21 protein-coding genes are annotated in these 20929 nt (G+C 57.6%); 13 read left to right on the top strand and 8 right to left on the bottom strand.

Annotated elements, in window-relative coordinates; translation table 11 throughout:
- Window positions 1–15: 15 nt before the first annotated feature.
- Window positions 16–2061: an acetate--CoA ligase family protein gene (locus tag QMC91_RS03910; RefSeq protein ID WP_366944368.1), complete on the top strand. Its 2046-nt coding sequence runs from the start codon at window positions 16–18 to the stop codon at window positions 2059–2061.
- Window positions 2062–2171: 110 nt separating this feature from the next.
- On the opposite strand, the gene QMC91_RS03905 is transcribed toward QMC91_RS03910, so the two are convergent.
- Together QMC91_RS03905 and udg are read right to left on the bottom strand one after the other, a co-directional pair.
- Window positions 2172–2603, bottom strand: a complete 432-nt coding sequence (locus tag QMC91_RS03905) for an NUDIX domain-containing protein (protein ID WP_300235617.1) — start codon at window positions 2601–2603, stop codon at window positions 2172–2174.
- A gap of 6 nt (window positions 2604–2609) precedes the next feature.
- Window positions 2610–3227: a type-4 uracil-DNA glycosylase gene (gene udg / locus QMC91_RS03900; protein WP_300235614.1), complete on the bottom strand. Its 618-nt coding sequence runs from the start codon at window positions 3225–3227 to the stop codon at window positions 2610–2612.
- 538 nt (window positions 3228–3765) lie between these two features.
- Between udg and lysS the strand changes: the two genes are divergently transcribed.
- Both lysS and QMC91_RS03890 read left to right on the top strand, forming a co-directional pair.
- On the top strand, window positions 3766–5292 hold the full coding sequence (lysS, locus tag QMC91_RS03895; RefSeq protein ID WP_300235612.1) for a lysine--tRNA ligase: 1527 nt from the start codon (window positions 3766–3768) through the stop codon (window positions 5290–5292).
- A complete protein-coding gene (locus QMC91_RS03890) occupies window positions 5270–5524 on the top strand; it encodes a YwbE family protein (protein WP_300235609.1) in 255 nt (84 codons plus the stop codon). The genes lysS and QMC91_RS03890 overlap by 23 nt, the downstream gene beginning before the upstream one ends.
- Window positions 5525–5740: 216 nt before the next feature.
- Here the strand turns inward: QMC91_RS03890 and thsA are convergent, their stop codons facing one another.
- A complete protein-coding gene (thsA, locus tag QMC91_RS03885) occupies window positions 5741–7390 on the bottom strand; it encodes a thermosome subunit alpha (RefSeq protein ID WP_300235606.1) in 1650 nt (549 codons plus the stop codon).
- Window positions 7391–7447: 57 nt separating this feature from the next.
- Window positions 7448–8362: a transcriptional regulator gene (locus QMC91_RS03880; RefSeq protein ID WP_300235603.1), complete on the bottom strand. Its 915-nt coding sequence runs from the start codon at window positions 8360–8362 to the stop codon at window positions 7448–7450.
- A gap of 48 nt (window positions 8363–8410) precedes the next feature.
- Between QMC91_RS03880 and QMC91_RS03875 the strand changes: the two genes are divergently transcribed.
- The 5 genes from QMC91_RS03875 (at window position 8411) to QMC91_RS03855 (ending at window position 13084) form a co-directional block, all read left to right on the top strand.
- Window positions 8411–9691, top strand: a complete 1281-nt coding sequence (locus tag QMC91_RS03875; RefSeq protein ID WP_300235601.1) for a tRNA(Ile)(2)-agmatinylcytidine synthase — start codon at window positions 8411–8413, stop codon at window positions 9689–9691.
- A 459-nt stretch (window positions 9692–10150) separates the two neighbouring features.
- On the top strand, window positions 10151–11086 hold the full coding sequence (locus tag QMC91_RS03870) for a deoxyhypusine synthase (RefSeq protein ID WP_300235598.1): 936 nt from the start codon (window positions 10151–10153) through the stop codon (window positions 11084–11086).
- The gene (gene pyrF, locus QMC91_RS03865; protein ID WP_300235595.1) at window positions 11083–11718 is read left to right on the top strand and encodes an orotidine-5'-phosphate decarboxylase; all 636 of its coding nucleotides are present in this window, start codon (window positions 11083–11085) and stop codon (window positions 11716–11718) included. Before QMC91_RS03870 ends, pyrF begins: the two co-directional genes overlap by 4 nt.
- A gap of 122 nt (window positions 11719–11840) precedes the next feature.
- Window positions 11841–12203 carry an anaerobic ribonucleoside-triphosphate reductase gene (gene nrdD, locus QMC91_RS03860; protein ID WP_300235592.1) on the top strand — a complete coding sequence of 121 codons (363 nt, stop codon included), beginning with the start codon at window positions 11841–11843 and terminating at the stop codon, window positions 12201–12203.
- Window positions 12200–13084: an adenosylcobinamide amidohydrolase gene (locus tag QMC91_RS03855; protein ID WP_300235589.1), complete on the top strand. Its 885-nt coding sequence runs from the start codon at window positions 12200–12202 to the stop codon at window positions 13082–13084. The genes nrdD and QMC91_RS03855 overlap by 4 nt, the downstream gene beginning before the upstream one ends.
- 7 nt (window positions 13085–13091) lie before the next feature.
- On the opposite strand, the gene QMC91_RS03850 is transcribed toward QMC91_RS03855, so the two are convergent.
- Window positions 13092–13286, bottom strand: coding sequence for a DUF1858 domain-containing protein (locus tag QMC91_RS03850; RefSeq protein ID WP_300235586.1), 195 nt, complete (start codon window positions 13284–13286; stop codon window positions 13092–13094).
- A gap of 236 nt (window positions 13287–13522) precedes the next feature.
- On the opposite strand from QMC91_RS03850, the gene QMC91_RS03845 reads away from it, so the two are divergent.
- Both QMC91_RS03845 and QMC91_RS03840 read left to right on the top strand, forming a co-directional pair.
- Window positions 13523–14749 (top strand): nucleotide-binding protein, encoded by a 1227-nt coding sequence (locus QMC91_RS03845; protein WP_300235583.1) that lies wholly within the window; start codon window positions 13523–13525, stop codon window positions 14747–14749.
- Window positions 14746–15315 carry a nucleic acid-binding protein gene (locus QMC91_RS03840; RefSeq protein ID WP_300235580.1) on the top strand — a complete coding sequence of 190 codons (570 nt, stop codon included), beginning with the start codon at window positions 14746–14748 and terminating at the stop codon, window positions 15313–15315. The genes QMC91_RS03845 and QMC91_RS03840 overlap by 4 nt, the downstream gene beginning before the upstream one ends.
- A 309-nt stretch (window positions 15316–15624) precedes the next feature.
- On the opposite strand, the gene QMC91_RS03835 is transcribed toward QMC91_RS03840, so the two are convergent.
- The 3 genes from QMC91_RS03835 to QMC91_RS03825 form a co-directional block, all read right to left on the bottom strand.
- Entirely contained in the window at window positions 15625–16272 is a 648-nt protein-coding gene (locus QMC91_RS03835) for a helix-turn-helix domain-containing protein (RefSeq protein WP_300235577.1), read from the bottom strand.
- Window positions 16273–16558: 286 nt separating this feature from the next.
- Window positions 16559–17236: a 3,4-dihydroxy-2-butanone-4-phosphate synthase gene (gene ribB / locus QMC91_RS03830; protein WP_300235574.1), complete on the bottom strand. Its 678-nt coding sequence runs from the start codon at window positions 17234–17236 to the stop codon at window positions 16559–16561.
- Window positions 17229–17897 carry a DUF120 domain-containing protein gene (locus QMC91_RS03825; protein WP_300235572.1) on the bottom strand — a complete coding sequence of 223 codons (669 nt, stop codon included), beginning with the start codon at window positions 17895–17897 and terminating at the stop codon, window positions 17229–17231. Before QMC91_RS03825 ends, ribB begins: the two co-directional genes overlap by 8 nt.
- Window positions 17898–18013: 116 nt before the next feature.
- Between QMC91_RS03825 and QMC91_RS03820 the strand changes: the two genes are divergently transcribed.
- The 3 genes from QMC91_RS03820 to QMC91_RS03810 are packed head-to-tail and all read left to right on the top strand — an operon-like array spanning window position 18014 to window position 20927.
- Window positions 18014–18724 carry a helix-turn-helix domain-containing protein gene (locus QMC91_RS03820; protein ID WP_300235570.1) on the top strand — a complete coding sequence of 237 codons (711 nt, stop codon included), beginning with the start codon at window positions 18014–18016 and terminating at the stop codon, window positions 18722–18724.
- Window positions 18718–19770, top strand: coding sequence for a hydroxymethylglutaryl-CoA synthase (locus tag QMC91_RS03815; RefSeq protein ID WP_300235568.1), 1053 nt, complete (start codon window positions 18718–18720; stop codon window positions 19768–19770). The genes QMC91_RS03820 and QMC91_RS03815 overlap by 7 nt, the downstream gene beginning before the upstream one ends.
- Window positions 19767–20927, top strand: coding sequence for a thiolase domain-containing protein (locus QMC91_RS03810; RefSeq protein ID WP_300235566.1), 1161 nt, complete (start codon window positions 19767–19769; stop codon window positions 20925–20927). The genes QMC91_RS03815 and QMC91_RS03810 overlap by 4 nt, the downstream gene beginning before the upstream one ends.
- The last annotated feature ends 2 nt before the right edge of the window (window positions 20928–20929 follow it).

The following is a 20929-nucleotide window of genomic DNA, read 5'->3' as shown; positions in this document are numbered from 1 at the left end:
CAGATGCCGGAAAGAATGTTAACAGAATTTGAGGGTTACCAGTTGCTTGAATCCTGGGGGGTACCCGTGCCGCCCCACACCCTTGTCAGCAGCGCCATGGAGGCACGGGAGACCGCAGGGCGGATAGGCTACCCCGTTGTAATGAAGGTCATATCCCCGCAGATAATCCATAAGAGCGATGTCGGCGGAGTTATCACCGGTATCGAGACACCAGAGGCTGCCGAAGAGGCGTTCCGGGTGATCATGAGAAACAGCACCACAAATGCCCCCGGGGCCACGATCACCGGCATCATAGTGGAGAGACAGATGCCCGGTGGAGTGGAGGTTCTGATAGGCGGGAAGACCGACCCGACGTTCGGGAAAGTCATCACGTTTGGCCTCGGCGGAAAACTGGTGGAACTACTAAGAGATGTCTCCATCCGGGTGCTCCCTGTCGACGAAGATGAGATCCGCAACATGATCCGCGAGATCAGGGGCTACAGCCTCATCCGCGGTTACCGCGGCGAACCCCCTAAGGACGAGGAGGCGCTTGTCAACCTCATCGCCGCAATGGCCCGGAAATTTGTCGAAGAGCCCGGGATCCGGGAGTTCGACCTCAACCCCGTCATCCTCTACGAGAGAGGAGCGAGCGTTGTGGACGCGCGGATCATAGTCGGGGAGGCAACCGGAACGGAGACATCCCCCCGCAGCGGTGCCGATCTCGAGACACCACCAGATATCTTCTACCCCGATTCCATAGCCGTGATCGGCGCTTCCGCAAGCCCAAACAAGGTAGGCTACTCCGTCCTCCGGAACCTGCTCTCGTTTCCAGGTAAACTCTACCCGGTAAACCCGTCCAGGACGGAGTTATTCGGGCGAAAGACCTACCCCTCGGTGAAAGAGATCCCGGGGCCGGTAGACTGGGCGGTCACCGCTGTTCCCGCCCGCATCATCCCGGAGGTTATGGAAGAGTGCGGTGAGAAGGGCATCCGACTCGCGATCATCGTCGCCGCCGGGTTCCGCGAGATCGGTGATGAGGGTGCAGCTCTCGAAGAGAGGGTGACGGCCATCGCACGGAGGCACGGTATCCGGATCGTCGGCCCTAACTGTCTCGGTGTCATGATGCCACACATGGGGATCAACGCTACGTTTGACCCCGTCTCGCCTCGGCCTGGAGACGTGGCCTTCATCTCCCAGAGCGGCGCGATCATCACCACCGTCGTCGACTGGAGTCTGCCAGGGGAGTTCGGGTTCTCGACCGTCATCAGCGTAGGTAACCAGGCGGATCTCGGGTTCGAGCACTACCTCCAGTTTGCCGAGCAGGACAGGATGACACGCTCAATCACTCTCTACATCGAGGAGATCCTGGATGGGCGCAGATTCATGGAGATCGTTCGCGAGATCACCCCGAAAAAACCGGTGGTGGCAGTGAAGTCCGGGTCGTCCAGGAAAGGCCAGGCCACTGCGTCCTCCCACACAGGATCGCTTGCCGGGAGTTATGAGGTCTACATCGCGGCGTTCCGCCAGGCGGGTGTGATCCCCGCCAGAAGCCTGCGAGACGCTTTCAACCTGGCTGAACTCCTGGCATCCGAGGGTTACCCGCGAGGGAATCGCGCCATCGCCGTCACCAGTGCCGGGGGGTTCGCCGTTCTCGCCTCAGATTACGCGGAGGCCTACGGCGTGGACATGGTCGAGATCCCGGACGACGTGCTACAGGAACTAAACGAATTCCTGCCGCCGTACTGGAACCACACAAACCCCATGGACATCCTTGGAGACGCCGACGCCCCACGGTTTGCCGCTCTCTTCGATGTGCTGATACGTCATCAGGAGTTCTGGGACATCGCGTTCGTGATCGCCGTGCCGACCACGACTGTCGATCCAGCACACGTCGCAAACGAGATCGTCAGATTCTCCCGGAACACCAGCAAGATGGTGGTCGGTTGCATGCTGGGCGGCGACAGCATCAAGAGCGGACTGCGCATCCTCCGGGGTGCCCGCATTCCGAACTTCGAAGAACTTGAAGACGCGTTCAAGGCGGTCGGGAACATCCTGGACGGCAGGGCCGCCGAGCAAAAGTGAGGGGGGCTCTGCCCTTCCCTATGCTTGATTGAGACGGTTCACAAAGAACACCCTGCATTCACCCGGTTCTTTCCAAAACATCCAGGCCCGAAGAGGTATTTCTGGTACAGTCAACCGTCCTTTAGAGTCCAGATCTTCGTCAGGTGGTCGTGTGCGGCCTCGACAACGCCCCTTGAGTTTGCAAAGGTGATCGTTTGCAGAACCCGGTCATAGGGGAGCCACTGGTAGGCGATATGCTCGTCAGAGAGCCTCACCTCCTTCTCCGGTGTCTCGATCAGGTAGTAGACGACCTCTTTGTAGACCGTCCGCCCACGGCGCTGGAAGAAGTAGTGAACCTCCTGGCGGAACCCGGGTATGAACCAGGCATGGGTGATCCCGGTCTCCTCCTCCAGTTCGCGGAGCACCGTCTCCTCCTCGGTCTCACCACGTATGCCATGGCCCTTCACCAGGTCCCAGTGACCTGCCCCGTAACGCAGGATCAGGTACTGGGGTTCTTTATCCCGGCGAACGACGACCGCACCACATGAACGCTCTTTTGCCATTATGATTCAATCCTTTGTTGTGAACCCGCCTGCAACGGCGAGTTCGCGCTCAATGACCCGGAAATCCTCTTCCAGCGCCTCCCGGTAACGCGGGTTGTAGAGCACGGCGGCAGGGTGAAGTGTGGGGATCAGGGAGACGGACTGGCCAAAGACGACACCATGGTAGACCCTTCCCCGGATCTCAGTGATCCGATCGAACTCGACCGGCAGGAAGGAGAGGATGTACCTGCTCGAATGCCGGCCCAGCGTCACGATCACCTTCGGCCCGACGTTCCGGATCTGTTCCCCGAGGTAGGGGCTGCAGGCGCGGATCTCCTCCGGCAGGGGGTCCCGGTTCCCTGGCGGCCGGTGCTTGACGATGTTTGTGATAAAGACGTCATCCCGTGAGAGACCGATCCCTGAAAGGAGGTCCTCGAGAAGCCTTCCCGCCCGACCGACGAACGGTCTCCCGCTAAGGTCTTCCTGCTTGCCGGGGGCTTCGCCGATGAGCATGAGAGACGCACGATGGCTCCCTTCGCCGGGGACGGCATGGCGGGTGTTCATCCAGAGGGAGCATCTCCTGCATTCGGCGATTGCGGCGGCAAGCCTCTCCATCGCCGCTTCGCTCCCACTCTCCACTACCATGCCCTCACTATTGCCGATAGCTCGTATAACCTTCTTATGTATTGAGTTTTGCCCGCCCCGCCCGTCTAGCTTACGACAGGCTCGATGATGTGAGGAGGAGCGGGCGTTCGATTCGAGAGCATGGGTGACCTTACCGGGAAAATGGTGGCGACTTATATGCACTGACCGAGGACGCTGTAGCGCGACGAACTGGAGGGAGCGCCCCTGGACGTCAGAACCCTTCCCGGAGGAGGAAAACTACCCTCCGGCTGGTAAACTGAAAGACCCACTGGCGTTCCGGGTCTCTAATATCACCTCCTGTTTTTCCCCCACCGTCGTCCAGAATCCACAGGGCGCTCTCGACGCAATTTGAAAGAGAGGCGAGGTTCCCACACCACGCTCATACCGGACCCGGCCAGCTCCTCAAAATTAATACCAGCAGAAAAGAACATTATATAAAACTCCCCGGCAGACGTGCGACCAGGATTCGCCGGAACGGCGTCTAACCAGGATTTCCAGCCAGGTTCAGGGCTGCGGGACGAATGGAGCGAACTACATTATGAGCGATAGAGAACGCCTCTGTTTTGAGGAGACAAAGATCGAGAAGGTACGGGAACTGCGAGATCGTGGGGTAACGGTCTATCCCTACACCTTCGACCGCAGAGACAGCATCTCCGAAATCAATGAACGATTCACCGAAATCGGACACGAAAAGAGCGAAGAGGAGGTCAGAACAGCCGGCCGCGTTTACGTCATGCGCCAGCATGGAAAGACAATCTTTGCAGATATAGGAGACGCTGGCGGCAGGATACAGATCTATCTCCGTAAGAACGACCTTGGAGAGGAACAATTTGACTTCTTTCGACAGTACATCGATGCCGGGGACATTATAGGCGTCGTCGGCCACCCCTTCCGGACAAAGATGGGTGAACTCACGATCTGGGTTGACCGTTTCGAACTCCTCGCCAAATCGCTCTGCCCTCTGCCTGAAAAGTTCCATGGGCTCAAGAACGTCGAGGCCCGTTATAGACAGCGATACCTCGACCTGATCATGAACGAGGAGACCTGCAGAGTATTCCGGACGCGGAGCAGGATCATATCCCTCCTGCGCCAGTATCTCTTCGAGCGCGACTACCTGGAGTTCGAGACGCCAACACTGCAACCGATCTACGGCGGTGCCAACGCCCGGCCGTTCATCACCTATCACAACTATCTCGAACAGAAGTTCTACCTCCGGATAGCGCCGGAACTCTACCTTAAGCGCCTGGTAGTCGGCGGGTTCGACAAAGTCTTTGAGATCGCCAAGAACTTCAGGAACGAGGACATCGACACCAACCACAACCCGGAGTTCACGATGGTGGAGATCTACGAGGCCTACCGTGATTACAACGACATGATGAACCTCACCGAGGAGATCATATCCTATCTCGTCGGGCAGTTACACGGCAGACCCGCATGCACTTTTGCAGGGCACGACCTGGACTTCTCCCACCCATGGCGCCGCATCTCGATGGAGGAGGCAGTCCGCGAATACGCCGGGATTGACATCTATGACCGCAGCCTCGAAGAACTTCGCAGTTTTGCCAGGGACCACGGAGTCGAAGGCTTTGAGGAGACCACAACCAGGGGCGAGTTCCTTGCTCTCTTCTTTGAGCATTTCGCCGAGAAAAAACTTATCCAGCCGACATTTGTCTACGACTTCCCTATCGAAAACTCCCCGCTTGCAAAGAAACATCGAGAGAAAGAGGGGTTGACGGAAAGGTTTGAACTCTTCATCGCCGGAATGGAGATGGCGAACGGCTTCTCGGAGTTGAACGATCCCATTGACCAGAAAGAAAGGCTCGAACAGCAGGATGCAAGGCGGCGTCTGGGCGACCTGGAGGCGCAGATGATCGATTACGACTTCATCAACGCCCTGGGTTACGGAATGCCCCCGACAGGAGGCGTCGGTATCGGTATCGATCGCCTGGTGATGCTCCTCACCGGTAAGGACTCCATCAAAGAGATACTCCTCTTCCCGCAGATGAGGAACACAGCACCGGGACAGAACGGTCAGGATTCGGATGAGGACGGCAGAGAGGCGTGACCTCTCCCGCACATTTCAGGCCATGAACGGACAGAACCGCGCCGCCATCAGCCCGGGGATGACGGTAGAGATAGTGTTAAAATGCGACCAGCGCACCGGGAAGCGCACCCGCGGCGTTGTCGCCGAGATCCTGACAAACTCTTCCTTTCACCCTCACGGGATCAAGGTCAGGCTAAGGGACGGCAGGGTAGGCCGGGTTCAGGAGATCATCGGATCAACCGCCCCCGACTGAAATCGGGGCCCCATCAACCCACGCCGTGGAACGGGCTGCCGTGCCACAAATTACCTGATCCAATCTTTTTCACACGCCTTACCTCCCTGCTGCTATCTGCAATCACGCAAGGAGTGGCGGACTCCCTATACACGGGTTAGAACAAAAAATGTGGCCCCGGGCCTCATGGCCAGAGACCCCGCAGGTTGTTGGATTCCTGTCTGACGACGGGCAATCTTACATCGGTGGCATGCCGCCCATGCCGCCCATCTCGTCCATGCCCGGTCCACCCTGTTGTGGTGCGGCAGACCTGGCCGCGGCGATGACATCATCAATCCGGAGGATCATGATAGCGGCCTCAGCGGCGCTCGCAACCGCCTGGGTCTTCACCCGGAGAGGTTCAACGACCCCGGCCTCGAGCATGTTCCCGGCAGTGGCCTTGAAGACGTCAAGACCCATGTATTTCCCGTCAGCTCCACCCTGCTCGTGGGCTGCACGGAGGGTGACGAGCATATCGATCGGATCGAGACCCGCGTTCTCGGCAAGGGTTCGCGGGATGATCTCAAGCGCGTTTGCAAACGCCTCAATGGCGAGCTGAGCACGCCCACCAACGCTGGCAGCGTAGTCACGAAGCCGCAGCGATAGCTCGATCTCGGGTGCACCGCCACCGGCAACAAATTTCTTGTCCTCGATAGCAACACTTACAACCCGGATGGCATCCTCCATGGCCCGGTCGAGCTCATCAACAACGTGCTCGGTGCCGCCGCGGATGATGATCGAGACGGCCTTCGGGTTATCACACTCGGTGACGAAGATCATCTCCTCGCCGGAGACCTTCTTCTCCTCAACGGTGCCTGCCTTACCGAGCTCTTCTGGGGCGATAGCATCGATGGAACTGACGATCGAGGCTCCGGTGGCGCGTGCGAGTTTCTCCATGTCACTCTTCTTTACACGGCGTACGGCAAGGATCCCGGCCTTTGCCAGATAGTGCTGGGCTATGTCGTCGATGCCTTTCTGGCAGAAGAGGACGTTTGCACCACTTGCAACGATCTTGTCGACGATGCCCTTGATCATCCGCTCCTCCTCATCGAGGAACATCTGGAGCTGGTCGGGGCTCGTGATGCTGATCTCAGCGTCAACCTCGGTCTTCTTGAACTCAACAGCGGCGTTCAAGAGCAGAATCTTCGCGTTCTTGACGACACGAGGCATGGCAGGGTGCACACGCTCCTTGTCGATGATCATGCCCTCAACGATCTCGGAGTCCTCGATAGAGCCACCGACTCTCTTCTCAACCTTCACAAAATCGGTGTCAACGGTGCCGTCCTCTTCGGCGACCATCGTGATCGCTTTGACAACGAGCTCGGTCAGTTTATCTTTCGCGGCCTCAGCGCCCTTGCCGGTCATCGCGGTGTCGGCAATCTTTCGGAGCAACTCAAGGTCGTTGGGTTTGACGGCGACGGCGATCCCCTCAAGGATCTCATTTGCTTTATCCGCGGCCATGCGATAGCCATGTGCAATGACCGTGGGGTGCACATCCTGCTCAAGGAGATCCTCGGCATACTTCAGGAGTTCGCCAGCGATCACCACTGCGGTTGTTGTGCCATCGCCGACCTCGTCGTCCTGGGTCTTGGCGATCTCAACCATCATCTTCGCGGCGGGGTGCTCGATATCCATCTCTTTCAGGATGGTCACACCGTCGTTTGTAATGACGACGTCGCCGATTGTGTCAACAAGCATCTTGTCCATACCCTTCGGCCCGAGTGTCGTCCTTACAGCGTTTGCTACAGCCTTTGCAGCTGCTATGTTGGCTGCCTGTGCGTCACGACCACGGGTACGCTGGCTACCTTCTTTCAGAATCAGGATTGGTTGTCCTCCAAGACTTGACATGGGTATCACCGTTATTAAGCGATACAAAGGTAGGTTTGTAGTTCTATATAAACTTATTCATTCGTTTATAAGATCTATAAGTTCGGAACCGTCCTTCAGGTTATGGAGTGGCTCCTCTCCAATAAGAAGCGTCTTCCCGATTTTTTTCTGCTTTTTATAATCCGTAGCAATACATACCGCAGATGTCTCCGTGAGCCTGGATATGTTGCCTATGAAGGAAGCGCGCTTCATGACCTTCTGGGAAGTGCCATACGCTGTCAGGATCGTATGCTTGTTAAAAAGCGCAAGTGCCTGGAACGGCGCCTGCCGCATTGCGTAAATCTCCATCCCGATACGCTCGAGATCGGAGAGTATATCCCCGGGTCTGGTCTCTGGAGGTCTCATGGGTTCCGGCGAGTGACAGCCAATGAGATCGATCGTCTCCACAAGAGGGGCGTTGAAGACCTCTTCGAGTTTGATGGCGACCTCAAGGGTGGTGCCCATCCCGCTCTCGTACTTACTGATCGTCCTGCGGGAGACACCGAGGTGCGAGGCGAGGTCCCAAAGCGACATCCCGGAACGCTCCCGCATCTCCCGGAGCAGATCACCCTTGATCTTCACGTATAGGCCACCGGGAGAAGCGTAGACCATCGGCGAGTTTCCTTCCACAAAGTAATCATACAACGTCTCGGGGCTGATGGCAAAAAGCCCATAACGGATGTAGACGACGCCACGCTCCAGGTCGGTATCACGCGCCCGTTCACCGATGATGAGGGGGGTGGCCTCCAGGTACCTGGCGATCAGGTTAAGATCCCAGGCTATATCGGCGGTTATGCTATCAATGTGGGAGACCACCTTGATGGTTACGAGGGTGTCGCCTTTTTTTGCGATAAGGTCAAAACTCCGCGGGCGGATGTTACACCGCTCCGAGACGTCGAAGCCAGCAAGTAGCATGATGCTGATGACCATCTGAGAAAGGCGATCCTGTGACATGACCACTAAGAATCGATATAGTCAGAGAGTAATATAAACTATAGGGTTATGTGGATCGGGATCGACGACACGGACTCCCCTGCAGGGATGTGCACCACATACATCGGGGCGGTGCTGGTGCGGCGACTGGAGCACGCCGGTATCCGTGTCGTCGATACAAGGCTTGTCAGACTGAACCCAAACGTCATCCACAAGACACGGGGTAATGCTGCGATATGTATCGAGGCCGTTGGCGATCTTGAGGCGGCATTCGACCTCGTCGCCAGATGTGTGGAAGAACTCGCAGAGTTCGACAACCCCATGACCAATCCCGGTTTGGTGGTCTCCCCTGCCAGACCACCACCTGAATTTTACTACGCGGCGCTCAGGGACTTCTGCACCGTGGACGAAGCGGTTCGTCTCCTTGAAGCAACAGGAGCGCTGTACCGCGGCTACAAAAACCGGCGCGGGCTGATCGGTGCCACAGCGGCGATTGCAAGCGAGTTTCCGGATAAAACCTATGAACTACTTGCATACCGGAAGCGGGGGGTGTGGGGCACTCCACGCCATGTGGACGCGAGAAGTCTCTTTCGCGCCGAGGAGATGACATATCCACACACCTGGGACACGGTTGACCAGGAGAACGGTGTGGTGGTCGGCGTGCCCCATACACCCGACCCGGTTCTATTTGGTATCCGCGGCGAGAGTCCGGCCTGGGTCGAGATGGCGCGTTCTTTCGTCCGCTCTGAGGAGTCGGCCTTCGAACAGGTCTATGTCACCAACCAGGGAACAGATGCTCACCTGATCCCCGGATCGATCGGAACCCTGCGTGAGGGTCGGTCATACATGGTAGGCGGGCGGGTCATCGGCAGTCCAAAAACCGGACGGGGCGGTCATGTCTCGATCATCCTTGAGAATAACGGTGCTGAAGTCCGTTGCATGGCCTACGAACCGACAAAAGGGTTCCGGGACGTTGTGAGGGCGCTCCTCCCCGGCGACATCGTCGTGGCGACCGGGAGCTACAAGGGCGGGAGCCTGAACCTGGAGAAGATCGGCGTCGCATGCCTTGCTGACGCCGTCCGGGTCCGCCCCCCTGTATGCCCTGCATGCGGAAAACGGATGACTTCTGCCGGAACCGGGAAGGGTTACAAGTGCAGGACCTGCAGTGAGCGCAGCCGCGAAGCCGGGATAGAGCGTATCGAGCGTCAGATGAGGCCCGGATGGTATGAAGTTCCTCCATCCGCCCGCCGGCACCTGGCACGCCCACTGGTGCGCGGTATTCCTCAATGGGAAGAGGATTTGCGTCAATCGATTCGTGAATACGACACGCCCTCATCACAGGTAAACTAAATGCGTTTTACAAAAAAAGATTTATAATGTTTGTGAGTTAACTTATCTTCCGGTGATCCCGTGCCGACTATCTGCGGCAAAGGTAATACTTGCCCTGACCTTTACATTCCAACACCGGTTGTCCGGGGTGAATGGGGTTCAGAGGCAGGTTGTGCAAGTTCGCGGTCGAGTATGCACGGAGGGAGGACGAAGATAACCCTCCGGGTTTCTTTCCGTTTCCGGCCCTAAAGTCCGCTCTCTAACGAGATCGTCCGGTTATACCGGGCAGCCGACACGGTGGGACGAGTGGGATCATCCCGTGTCGAATATAACCAGTCATCCCCTGTCTGGCAACGGGGCCCCATCGGGGTTCCCAAACATCATTTTTGTAAACCCGCATTCGTGAGAGATGGCGATCCATTATTTGCGCATTAGCACCAACTCATCTCATAGAATTACAGGGACTGGTGTAACAGAAACATGACCTCGCGGTACGCGGATGCGGTAGAGCAGGCACGGGTGCGCCCCGGTATGACGGTCGGCGAACTCGTCGACGAACTCGGGAGAGCAGGGGCTTATAACGGTGGGTCGCTCTGGCAGGCTGTCAACATCTACGAGCGAATGCTCCGCGACGATAAGGCGTTGAAATTCTTTGGCCTCTCGGGTGCCATGGTGCCCGGCGGGATGGGCGGAATCGTTGCCGACCTCATCAGGCAGCGCCACATCGATCTGCTTGTATCGACCGGGGCAAACCTGACACACGACGTCATCGAGGCGATCGGCTGCCATCATTTCCATGGAAGCGCACAGGTCTCCGATACCGAACTCTGTGAGGAAGGAGTAAACCGGATCTACGATATCTTTCTCCCGAACGAGGCCTTCATCCGGTTTGAAGAGTTCATGCAGGACGTCTACTCAACCCTCCCGGAGGGATCGACCATCTCGATCGCCGATCTCCTCAACCTGATCGGAAGCAGGTTAAAGAGCGGGATCCTGGCCGAAGCGGCAAAGGCCGGGGTGCCGGTCTACTGCCCGGCCATTCAGGACTCGATGATCGGGCTGCAATACTGGCTCTTCTCCCAGACGCACAACGTCACCGTCAGCGCGTTTTCCGATATGTCCGGGATGCTCGAGAGGTGCTTTGAAGCCGAACGGGCCGGAGCGATCCTTGTTGGTGGCGGTGTTCCGAAGAACTACATCCTGCAGAGCAAACTGATGACCGAGAGCGGGTTTGACTATGCGGTGCAGCTCACGGGTGACCGCCCAGACCTCGGTGGTCTCTCGGGGGCAACCCTTGACGAGGCGCGGTCGTGGGGCAAACTCACCGGAGAGGCCACTGCCGTTACCGTATACGGAGATGCCACCATCACCCTGCCGCTGCTTGTGGCCGCTACCCTGGAGAGGCTGGAGAGATGACCGAACTTATACTTGCGCTTGACGTTCCTGACCGAAAACGGGCATTAAAGATCGCTGAGTCCTGTGCGCCATTCATCGACGCGATCAAGGTCGGATACCCTCTCGTTCTCTCGACCGGGCTCTCGATCACTGAAGACCTCGCCGGCCCTGGCCTCCCGCTCATCGCCGACTTCAAGATCGCGGATATCCCGAATACCAACCGACTCATATGCGAGGCGGTCTTCTCAGCCGGGTTTGATGCCGTGATCGCACACGGCTTCGTGGGATCTGATGCAGCAAGGGCCTGTATCGAGGTGGCGCACAGCCACAGCGGCTCAGCATACATCGTCGCCGAGATGAGTCATCCGGGGGCAACCGAGTTCTTCCACGATGGTGTGGCCGAACGCATCGCGAAACTTGCCGTCGCCTGTCGGGCGGACGGCATTATCGCGCCCGCGACGAGACCGGAAAGAGTCGTCAGGCTCCGGCAGATCGTGGGCGAGAAGGCGATCTACTCGCCTGGCGTCGGGGCACAGGGCGGGGACCTAGATACGATAGCCGGACTGGTCGATGGGGTCATAGTGGGCCGGAGCATCTACGCGGCAGATGACCCTGCGGCCGCTGCCGAGCGTCTCTCCTGCATCCGCCGATGATGAGTTCTCCGATCCGATCCCCTCCGGGATATGACGAGCCCTATGAGTGATCTGAGGCGGATACGGCCTCGAGCCCGCATCTTAAGGTTTATATTATATATTTTCCCGTAGATACTGATATCATGAACTGGAGCCCTGAACAACTCAAACTGGTGGAGGAATACCGGGATATAAACAAGATCCCCGAGACCGAGCGGCGCTACAAGTGTCACACCTGCCACCTTGTCGTGGACGAGACGCCCTGCCCAAACTGTGGCGAGACGTCGCTTGAGATCATGTGTCCGCTCGACCACTGCGATTGTCGCCACTCGATCGTTGAGAGTATCGAGTACTGCCCGCTCTGCGGTCATGCCGTCTGCCCGGAGTGCGGGAGCCACGATGTCATGCAGATCAGCAGGGTCACCGGCTACCTCCAGGACGTGGCAGGCTGGAACGCGGGCAAACAGCAGGAACTGAAGGACCGGGTCCGCTACTCCGTTGTATGAGATATTTTGTCAGGGACGAAACTCTTTTTCTTCGTGGCCGGTTCAGGGCGGCAAGCACGGGGGTCAAAGGTGGCATCGCCGACGTTACGACCGTTCTTAACCACACGGTGCCGCACGATTTCCAGGAAGACCCCGTGCGCCGTCTCGAACTCGTCGCTGCCAGGCACGGGATATTCCGGGACTATTTCGGCCTCCTGACCGCCGTTGATATGAGTCACCTCTGTGTGCTCCAGTACGACTCTGTCATGGTCTTCATCACCGCCGGCGTGAGCAATCCAATTGCGCCTCCAGGCACCCCTCAAACCATCAACGTAATAGTCTACAGCCATGAGGGGATGGTTGATGCAGCGCTCCTCGAGGCTATCATCACCACAACCGGCGCCAAAGCCCTGGCGCTGCACCACCTCGGGTACGATTTCCCGGGGACCACAACAGACGCTGTAGTCGTTGCCTGCGACCACGACGCAGAACCCATCCACACCTACGCCGGGGCGCTGACGGAGATCGGCAGGCGGGTTTACGAGGCAGTCCTCTATGGTCTGCCAGAGGCGCTCGCAAGACAGCAGGGCAGAGTAAAGCGTGAAGGACCCTCCTTCTTCATCTACAGCCGTTATGGCGGCGACCACTGGGTCGAATGGCAGAAAGAGAACTGTCCCTATCATCCATGTCACTTCGCCGGGCAGAGCTGCGACTACTGTTACTGCCCCTGCTACCCCTGTGGAGACGATGACCTCGGCGAGTGGGTAGATAGCTCAAACGGCGGCAGGGTCTGGGGTTGTGCAGACTGCACGCTGCTCCATGCCCCGCCGGTTGCAGATTACATGAAAAGGAATCCCGAAGCCACTCTCGCCGAGCTCAAGCGGTTTCGGGAACGGTTATAACCGATCTTTACGCCTCGGCGATCCCGAGGGCAGCAAGCATCTCTTCTACGGGGACGCCGTGCACCTGGGCAGCCTCCCGGATCGTCTCGTTGTTTGCGATTGCACACCCAAGGCAACCCATTCCGAACCTGAAGAGTACCTGTGCTGATTCGGGCTTCTCCCGGAGAAGTTCAGCGATTGTACTGTCCGCAGTCAGTGCCATACAAGCTGGGTTTGTTCTTTCCCCTATATACATTTGACCCGGTGATGCAGGATTTGCGCAAATTACCAGCCGATACAAAAACCCGACCCTTCCCGTCGAGAATAAGGCTGAGGTACCACAGTCAGCGTCTATTCCGTTACAGCGGTTAGCGAGGTGGCCGGGTATGATTACTTTCACACCGCGCGCCCGAGGGTTAATACCCTATAGGATCCGAATTAGAGAGTGGAGATGTATGTATGAACCTATCCGAGGTAACAGAGAGAATCTCCCGGAAACTTGAAGCAAAAGGCGCACAACCTGACCGGCAGAAGATCGAGTCCCGCCTCCGTCGTCTCGTCGAGGAGTTTGGTGTCAATCTGACCGAGGCAGAGCGTACTGTGACCACCGATCTAGCCCGCGAGTACAAAGTCAGCGGTGTCGGTAACACTTCTGCAGAACTCCGCCCGATAAGCGAGATCGCAGCCGGCGAGTGGGTGACGATCGAAGGGAAGGTCGTTGCCCTGACCCCGCCCGTCTCACCCTCGATCGCACAGACCGGGATCATCGCTGACTCAAGCGGTGCCATCCGTTTCGTGACCTGGGCCAGGTCGAACGTTCCTCCGATGGAGTTTGGACAGTGGTATCGGATCGAGTCCGCTGTCGTTGACAATTACAAGGGTGCGCCGAACCTGAAGATCCACTCAGGCACCACCATCTCGCGGATTGATGAAGATGCTCCGCTCCTTCCGTCGATAACACCCATTGCTGACCTGAAACCTGGTGTCGGGAGCGTGCGGGCGAAGGTCATCCAGGACTGGGAGGTCGCCCACGACCGGATGCTCCAGACGGGACTTCTTGGCGACGAGAGCGGCACCATCAAGTTTGTCATCTGGAAAGATGAGGAGAGAGAGAAACTGGAGTTAGATACCGTCTACAACATCTATTACGCCACTGTGGACGAGTACAACGGCAGGCTCTCACTGGTGCTGAATACCGCGATGTACATCGCCGATGAGGGTGACATCGAGGTTGGGCGGAACGAGACCGAGAGTTATGGAGCCATTGTCCAGGTTGCTCCAGGCTCCGGCCTGATCAAGCGGTGTCCGGTCGAGGGCTGCAACCGGACGCTCTCCCGGCAGAACTACTGCCCGGTGCATGAGATCCAGCCCAATTTCCGTTACGACCTCCGCATAAAAGCGGTTCTCGACGACGGTAACCGCGCCAGAAACGTCCTGATGCAGCGTGAGATAGTCGAGAGACTCACCGGCATAACCCTGGAAGAGGCCATCCAGATAGCAGAGACCAACCCGCTTGGCATGGACGAGATCTTCTACCGCGTCAGGAACGCGGTGCTCGGACACTACTACTCCTGCAGCGGGAACGAGTTTGATGGTAGATTGCTCGTAAACTCCTGTAGCCCGATGCGGTTTGATCCGGTAAAACTGGCAGAACTGCTGAACCGTGCCGGAGGTGAACCTGCATGAGGTCGCAGACCGCCTTCGAGCGCGAACCTGCACGCAGGGTCTTTGCAGCCGAGTTCCGGGAGACACGATACCAGTTCAAGGATGACGACGACGAGAAGAGCCCAACCTACGTCATCTTCCCGACCGGTATCCGGAGCAACCGCGTGTTCATCGTCGGAACGCTCACAGAAAAGCAGCGACAGGGCGACCAGAACGTCTTCTACCGCGGGAGGGTGGTCGACCCGACGGGTACATTCTTCATCATGGCCGGGTCATATCAGCCAGAGGCTATGCAGCAACTCGCCCGTATAGAACCACCTGCGTTCGTCGCCGTCGTAGGTAAGCCAAATATATACACGACCCAGGACGGGAACCACCTGGTCTCCGTCCGGACGGAGTCGATCACGGTCGTCGACCGTGAGACCCGCGACCTCTGGGTGCTGGATACCGCAAGGGCAACTCTGGATAGACTTGATGCGTTCGGGACAACAGATGACGCCCGGAAAGCCATGGATGAGTACGGGACAGAGGTCCCGCATGTATACCGCAAGATAGTCTACGACGCCCTCACCCAGGTGCAGATGTAAAGACCACGCTCAACCTCCGAAAATTTTTTTCTCCCGGCGCCTTCGTGATACGAACTCCTGGATAAGTAGCATCAGGGGAAAATCCCGGGTCTGCTACTCATATCCTGAACCCGGAACCGTGACAGGGAATAACCGACTTAACGTATTTTCACATGAAAATCCGATTGGAAACGGAGTTCAAATTGTTGCCCTCCCACCCGCGGCATCCCATTGGCTATTGTGCCTCGGGGATTTTCATAAGTTTAGCCTGTGACCGAACGCGGCCCCATAGGGGTTTTCATAGAGAGACTGCAGGAACCCGGACTGATATTATGCCTGCTCATCTCCAGGCTCCTGCCTGGTACCCTTCCACTCCCCTTTTAATTCAGGGTAGTCCGCGAGAACCTTGCTGACCGTGCTCCTGCTAACGTCGAACATCCTGCAGATCTGGCTGATACTTGTCCCGGCCTGCCGTAGCGTGATTAGAGCCTGTACCTGACCCTCGGTGAGAGCCTTTGGCCTACCTATGGGACGTCCGCTATCCTTCTTTGCTTTTTTCGAGGACACCGGGGCTATTTTCCGTGCGTTCTCACGGTAGTGCTCCATATACTCGAGGAAGTCGGCAATGGCCGCTCTCCTCTGCTCCGGATCATCCAGGAACCCGAAGAAATCGTTATGCACGCAGTAGACGGTATACAATTCATTCAAAGACTTTAGAGCGGCAAGCCCTGCATCAGGATCCTTTGCGAGCCCTGCAAGATCGTAGATGATGATATCCCGGCAGTTGTTGGTAGCACAGTAGTCAAACATCCCGCTAAAACCCTTACGCTTCTCCGGAGGGGTTGCGTATGCGCGGTGATCGTGGAAGATTTCAACAACACGAAATCGATACTTGCAAAAGTCATCAAACTCCGCTATTTGTGCCGCAAAATCCTCCTTCCTCTTAGTATTCAAGTATGCAACTGCATCCTTTTTCATCCGTTTATGATGCCGTACGATCGTATATATTGTTTTTGGAAACGCACAAAGTGCGTCTTTTTGTGCCACGGCACGATATACCGCGTATATTCCAATTCCCAGCTAAAGATGTACAAAAACAGCCCGAGAATAACTACGTCAGGAAAAAGATTCTCTTTGCGCAAAAAAGCCAGATAAACTCCGGGAAAAGAAGGCGCGCACGGTGCGCGCCTCCATCCCAATCAACAACCAGATAACTATCCAGGGATTTTTCCCGGCTGCAACCCTGGACCGATGGACACACCACTTATAGCACTGGTCTGCAGGACTGCCAGCGCTCCAGAACCTCTCTTCCCTCGACAAATACGAGTCCACGCTCTCGCGCATACTCCATCGCATCCTCTTTTGCGAGGGCAAATCCTGTCTCGTCATCCAGCATCTCGCAGATCGTCACCGCCGGGGTGATCCTGGCCATAAGCGCGAGTGCTATCGAGAGTTCGGTCTGGCCGTGCCGCTCGTCAAGCAGTCGGTCGGCGGCACGGAGAAGTGCTACGTGACCGGGGGTCCTGAAGTGTGCGGCAAAGTCGTGCCCTCCGCCGTTGAGCGAGTGTTTCACCTCTTCGGCTATGGCGGTGATCGTCAGCGCGCGGTCCCTGTCCGTGACGCCGGTATAGGTATCGCGGTGGTTCACCCAGAGGGAAAAAGACGAGTGGTTCCTGGTGTCGTAGGGTATCTCGCCGTCCTTCTCGACGAGACCGCAACCGCGCAGGACCTCGTGCGCGAACGGCAGACCGAGCCTCTTAGCGGCCTCGCCGTGCACTGCCGTGCAGATAAGTCCACCGCCGTCCTTACGCATCTGCCGTATATGGGCGGACGTGACCGCATCTGAGCGTATAGCTAGATCGGTCTCGCGCTCCCGATCATCGAAGTCATATAACAGGACAAACTCGCCCCTTGCAAGGGCGTCTATGGCTGCATCAATCATGGGTAATCTCCACCTCGATCTTATCGTTATCGTTAAGGTTCAGGACTTTGCGAAGTTCGCAACCGGCGATGATCTCGATGATATCATCGGGATAATGGGTGCGGGAGGGGACGACTATCGCACACTTATGTCCCCGAATGCGGCATGGTAGCACCCTTGCTCCACCAAAAGTCCGGTCATCTGCGGTGAACCCCGGTATCTCGATCCATCCCGCATTCTCGAGGTGTTTGCGGACCTGAATGGCCGGAGGATCGAGCCTGACGTTCAGCGTTCCAGGGAATGGTTCGAACCCAAGAGATGCGCTGAATTGCTCTCTATAGTATGGGAGGCTCATGTAGTAGCGTCCCTCGCCGAGGCCACTGATCACCGTACCGGTCAGGGTATACTGCCGACGTTCTGGATTGAAGATCCGGACGTAATCCGCATACTCGCGTCTCAATACCTGCTCACCCTCGGGGGTGAGGGCAACGTACTGACCATCTGGCCTCATCGACCGGGCGATCAAACGCTGTCGCTCGAGAGCGATCAGTCTCCTTGAGGCTGTCTGGGGACTGATCCCGAGTTCATTCCCGAGCGACTGCGAGGATAGCCAGATCGGCCCCTGGCACCCGCCAAGCAGCGCAATCGTCTTTAAAGACTGCAGGTCTTCAGGTTCAACCATTATACCATACTTGAGACGCATACTATTTACGGGTTGTGAAACCTCCAGGATCCACTTCGTGAAATGTCGAAGTCGTCTACGCTAATTATTTAAGTTGTCGTGGTGACATTACCTGGATGAAATCCGGGGTGCGGCATCAACTTGCCGAGAAGATGGCAGGAGAGATCACGCTCTCGGACTCACCTGGACTGGCCCTAAAGAAGTGGCGGCAGAGTTTCAACATCCCGCAAGGGGTGCTCGCCGAGCGCCTCGATGTCTCTCCATCAGTTATCAGTGATTACGAAAGTGGAAGACGAAAGAGCCCGGGAACCGCCATCGTTGGAAAGATCGTTGATGCGATCCTATCGATCGACGAGGAGAACGGCGGCCGATACATCAACAAATTTGCAAAAATCCTGTACAACGAGTTTGACGAAGACGTTATCTACGACATCCATGACTATGCATCGCCGGTGCATCTCACCGAGTTTGCAGAGGTCATCGACGCTGTCCCGCTCTGTGGCCCTATGGATCAGACCATCTACGGATATACGGTGATCAACAGCCTAAACGCGATCTTGCAACTCTCTTCAAGTGAGTTCAACCGCATATATGGCTGGAGCACAGAGCGTGTTCTCATCTTCACCGAGGTCTCTACCGGAAAATCCCCCATGGTGGCGATCAGGGTCACACCGTTCAAGCCACGCTGCGTTGTTCTGCAGGGCATCGGACCTGAACAGGTGCACCCTCTGATCCCGAAACTGGCGGAACGCGACCGTATCAGCGTGCTCTGCACAAAGATGGACGTCAAGACGATCATCAGTTCACTACGAGGAAAGTTATGGTAGGAATCTACTCCTACGGTGTCTACATCCCGCGATACCGGATAAAGGTCCCGGAGATCGCGCGGGTCTGGGGCGCCAACGCGGACGATATCACGCGGGGTCTCGGAGTCTATGAGAAGTCCGTCCCCGATCTGGATGAGGATACAGCGACCATCGCCGTGGAGGCGGCGCGCGCCGCTCTCCGGCGCAGAGAGATCGACCCGGAAGCAATCGGGGCAATCTATGTGGGAAGCGAGTCCCACCCTTACGCCGTCAAACCCACCGCCTGTACCGTCGGCGAGGCCATAGGGGCAACCCCAAACATGACCGCCGCCGACTACGAGTTCGCGTGCAAGGCCGGTACAGCCGGTATCCAGACCTGTATGGGTCTCGTGAAGAGCGGAATGATCCCGCTGGGGATTTCCATAGGCGCGGACGTGGCTCAGGGCGCTCCTGGCGACGCGCTCGAGTACACGGCAGCGGCAGGTGGGGCTGCGTTTGTAATCGGCGGAGAGGAGGTCATCGCCGAGATCAACCGGACGTGCTCGTTTACCACCGACACGCCCGATTTCTGGCGTCGCGAGGGGCAGAACTACCCGCGCCATGGCGGCCGGTTCACCGGCGATCCAGGTTATTTCAAACACGTCCAGGGCGCTGCCATGCTGATGTTCGAGAAGGCTGGCACAACCCCGAAGGATTATGACTACGCCGTCTTCCACCAGCCCAACGCCAAGTTCCCGCAACGGGTGGCAAAGATGCTCGGATTCAAGGAGGAACAGATCGAGCCCGGTCTTGTCGTCCCGAGGCTCGGCAACACCTACTCCGGGGCATCAATGATAGGGCTCGCCGCAACACTCGACGTCGCGAAGCCCGGTGACAGGATCTTCGTCGCATCGTTTGGATCAGGTGCCGGGAGTGACGCCTTCGATATTACGGTCACCGATCTCATCGAGTCAGAGGTCTTCGACCGCGCGGCGGCACCGAGCGTTGAGCAACTGCTTGCAAACCCCGTCTACCTCGACTACGCACTGTATGCCAAACACAAAGGAAAGATTGTGATGCAGAGATGAGAGACGTAGCAGTAATTGGAATCGGGTGCACGGAGTTCGGGGAGCACTGGAGCGCATCGTTCCGCGAACTCTTTGTCACTGCAGGGGTGCTGGCCCTCCAGGACGCCGGGGTTGCCGGCGAGGAACTCGACGCCCTATACGTGGGGAACATGAGCGCCGGCCGATTCGTTGAACAGGAGCACATCGGTGCCCTGATCGCAGATTACGCGGGACTTGCAAGCAACCACATCCCATCCACAAGAGTGGAGGCGGCCTGCGCTTCGGGTGGACTTGCATTCCGGCAGGCGGTGATAGCGGTCGCAAGCGGTATGGAGGATATCGTGGTCGCCGCAGGCGTCGAGAAGATGACCGACGTCGGGACCGGAGCGAGCGTGGATATGCTTGCGAGTGCCGCTGACCGCGAGTGGGAGGGGTTCGCCGGGGCGACCTTCCCGGGGTTATACGCGATGATTGCAAACGACTACATGCACCGCTACCCCCTCACCCGTGAGCAGCTTGCACAGGTCGCGGTGAAGAATCACGAGAACGGTGCACGGAACCCGATCGCCCAGTTCAGGAACAGGATCACAATCGATACCGTTCTTAACTCATCACTGGTCGCCGACCCGCTGCGGCTCTTCGACTGCTCGCCGATCACCGATGGTGCGGCAGCGGTCGTGGTGGTTCCGCTTGAGCGCGCCAGAGAGTTTACAGACTCACCTGTCCGTGTTCTCGCGAGCGCCCAGGCAAGCGATACCATTGCTCTACACGACCGGCGTGATATCTCCACCCTGGACGCGACCGTTGCGGCCGGGAAACGGGCTCTCGACCAGGCTGGACTCGAGCATAAGGATATTGACCTGCTCGAGGTTCACGACTGCTTCACAATCGCCGAGATCTGCGCGATTGAGGACCTGGGGTTCTGCAGGAAGGGTGAAGCGGGAAGACTCACCGAGGAGGGTGTGACCGCCCTCGACGGTGACCTCCCCGTGAACACAAGCGGCGGCCTGAAGGCCTGCGGCCATCCAGTAGGCGCGACCGGCATCAAGCAGGTCTGCGAGATCGTCGCGCAACTCCGCGGTGAGGCGGGAAGCAGACAGGTGGACGCTGAGATCGGTATGGCGCATAACGTGGGTGGAACGGGTGCAACGGTGGTGGTGCACATCCTGGGGGTGTGAAA

It is taken from the genome of Methanoculleus sp. (assembly GCF_030019085.1).
Classification (GTDB): Archaea; Halobacteriota; Methanomicrobia; order Methanomicrobiales; family Methanoculleaceae; genus Methanoculleus.
This window is presented reverse-complemented; position numbering and strand designations above follow the sequence as displayed.

Excerpts from the sequence above, each read along its gene's own strand:
- QMC91_RS03910 (WP_366944368.1), top strand. The coding sequence starts at position 16 with ATGTTAACAGAATTTGAGGGTTACCAGTTGCTTGAATCCTGGGGGGTA.
- QMC91_RS03905 (WP_300235617.1), bottom strand. The coding sequence starts at position 2,603 with ATGGCAAAAGAGCGTTCATGTGGTGCGGTCGTCGTTCGCCGGGATAAA.
- udg (WP_300235614.1), bottom strand. The coding sequence starts at position 3,227 with ATGGTAGTGGAGAGTGGGAGCGAAGCGGCGATGGAGAGGCTTGCCGCC.
- lysS (WP_300235612.1), top strand. The coding sequence starts at position 3,766 with ATGAGCGATAGAGAACGCCTCTGTTTTGAGGAGACAAAGATCGAGAAG.
- QMC91_RS03890 (WP_300235609.1), top strand. The coding sequence starts at position 5,270 with ATGAGGACGGCAGAGAGGCGTGACCTCTCCCGCACATTTCAGGCCATG.
- thsA (WP_300235606.1), bottom strand. The coding sequence starts at position 7,390 with ATGTCAAGTCTTGGAGGACAACCAATCCTGATTCTGAAAGAAGGTAGC.
- QMC91_RS03880 (WP_300235603.1), bottom strand. The coding sequence starts at position 8,362 with ATGTCACAGGATCGCCTTTCTCAGATGGTCATCAGCATCATGCTACTT.
- QMC91_RS03875 (WP_300235601.1), top strand. The coding sequence starts at position 8,411 with ATGTGGATCGGGATCGACGACACGGACTCCCCTGCAGGGATGTGCACC.
- QMC91_RS03870 (WP_300235598.1), top strand. The coding sequence starts at position 10,151 with ATGACCTCGCGGTACGCGGATGCGGTAGAGCAGGCACGGGTGCGCCCC.
- pyrF (WP_300235595.1), top strand. The coding sequence starts at position 11,083 with ATGACCGAACTTATACTTGCGCTTGACGTTCCTGACCGAAAACGGGCA.
- nrdD (WP_300235592.1), top strand. The coding sequence starts at position 11,841 with ATGAACTGGAGCCCTGAACAACTCAAACTGGTGGAGGAATACCGGGAT.
- QMC91_RS03855 (WP_300235589.1), top strand. The coding sequence starts at position 12,200 with ATGAGATATTTTGTCAGGGACGAAACTCTTTTTCTTCGTGGCCGGTTC.
- QMC91_RS03850 (WP_300235586.1), bottom strand. The coding sequence starts at position 13,286 with ATGGCACTGACTGCGGACAGTACAATCGCTGAACTTCTCCGGGAGAAG.
- QMC91_RS03845 (WP_300235583.1), top strand. The coding sequence starts at position 13,523 with ATGAACCTATCCGAGGTAACAGAGAGAATCTCCCGGAAACTTGAAGCA.
- QMC91_RS03840 (WP_300235580.1), top strand. The coding sequence starts at position 14,746 with ATGAGGTCGCAGACCGCCTTCGAGCGCGAACCTGCACGCAGGGTCTTT.
- QMC91_RS03835 (WP_300235577.1), bottom strand. The coding sequence starts at position 16,272 with ATGAAAAAGGATGCAGTTGCATACTTGAATACTAAGAGGAAGGAGGAT.
- ribB (WP_300235574.1), bottom strand. The coding sequence starts at position 17,236 with ATGATTGATGCAGCCATAGACGCCCTTGCAAGGGGCGAGTTTGTCCTG.
- QMC91_RS03825 (WP_300235572.1), bottom strand. The coding sequence starts at position 17,897 with ATGGTTGAACCTGAAGACCTGCAGTCTTTAAAGACGATTGCGCTGCTT.
- QMC91_RS03820 (WP_300235570.1), top strand. The coding sequence starts at position 18,014 with ATGAAATCCGGGGTGCGGCATCAACTTGCCGAGAAGATGGCAGGAGAG.
- QMC91_RS03815 (WP_300235568.1), top strand. The coding sequence starts at position 18,718 with ATGGTAGGAATCTACTCCTACGGTGTCTACATCCCGCGATACCGGATA.
- QMC91_RS03810 (WP_300235566.1), top strand. The coding sequence starts at position 19,767 with ATGAGAGACGTAGCAGTAATTGGAATCGGGTGCACGGAGTTCGGGGAG.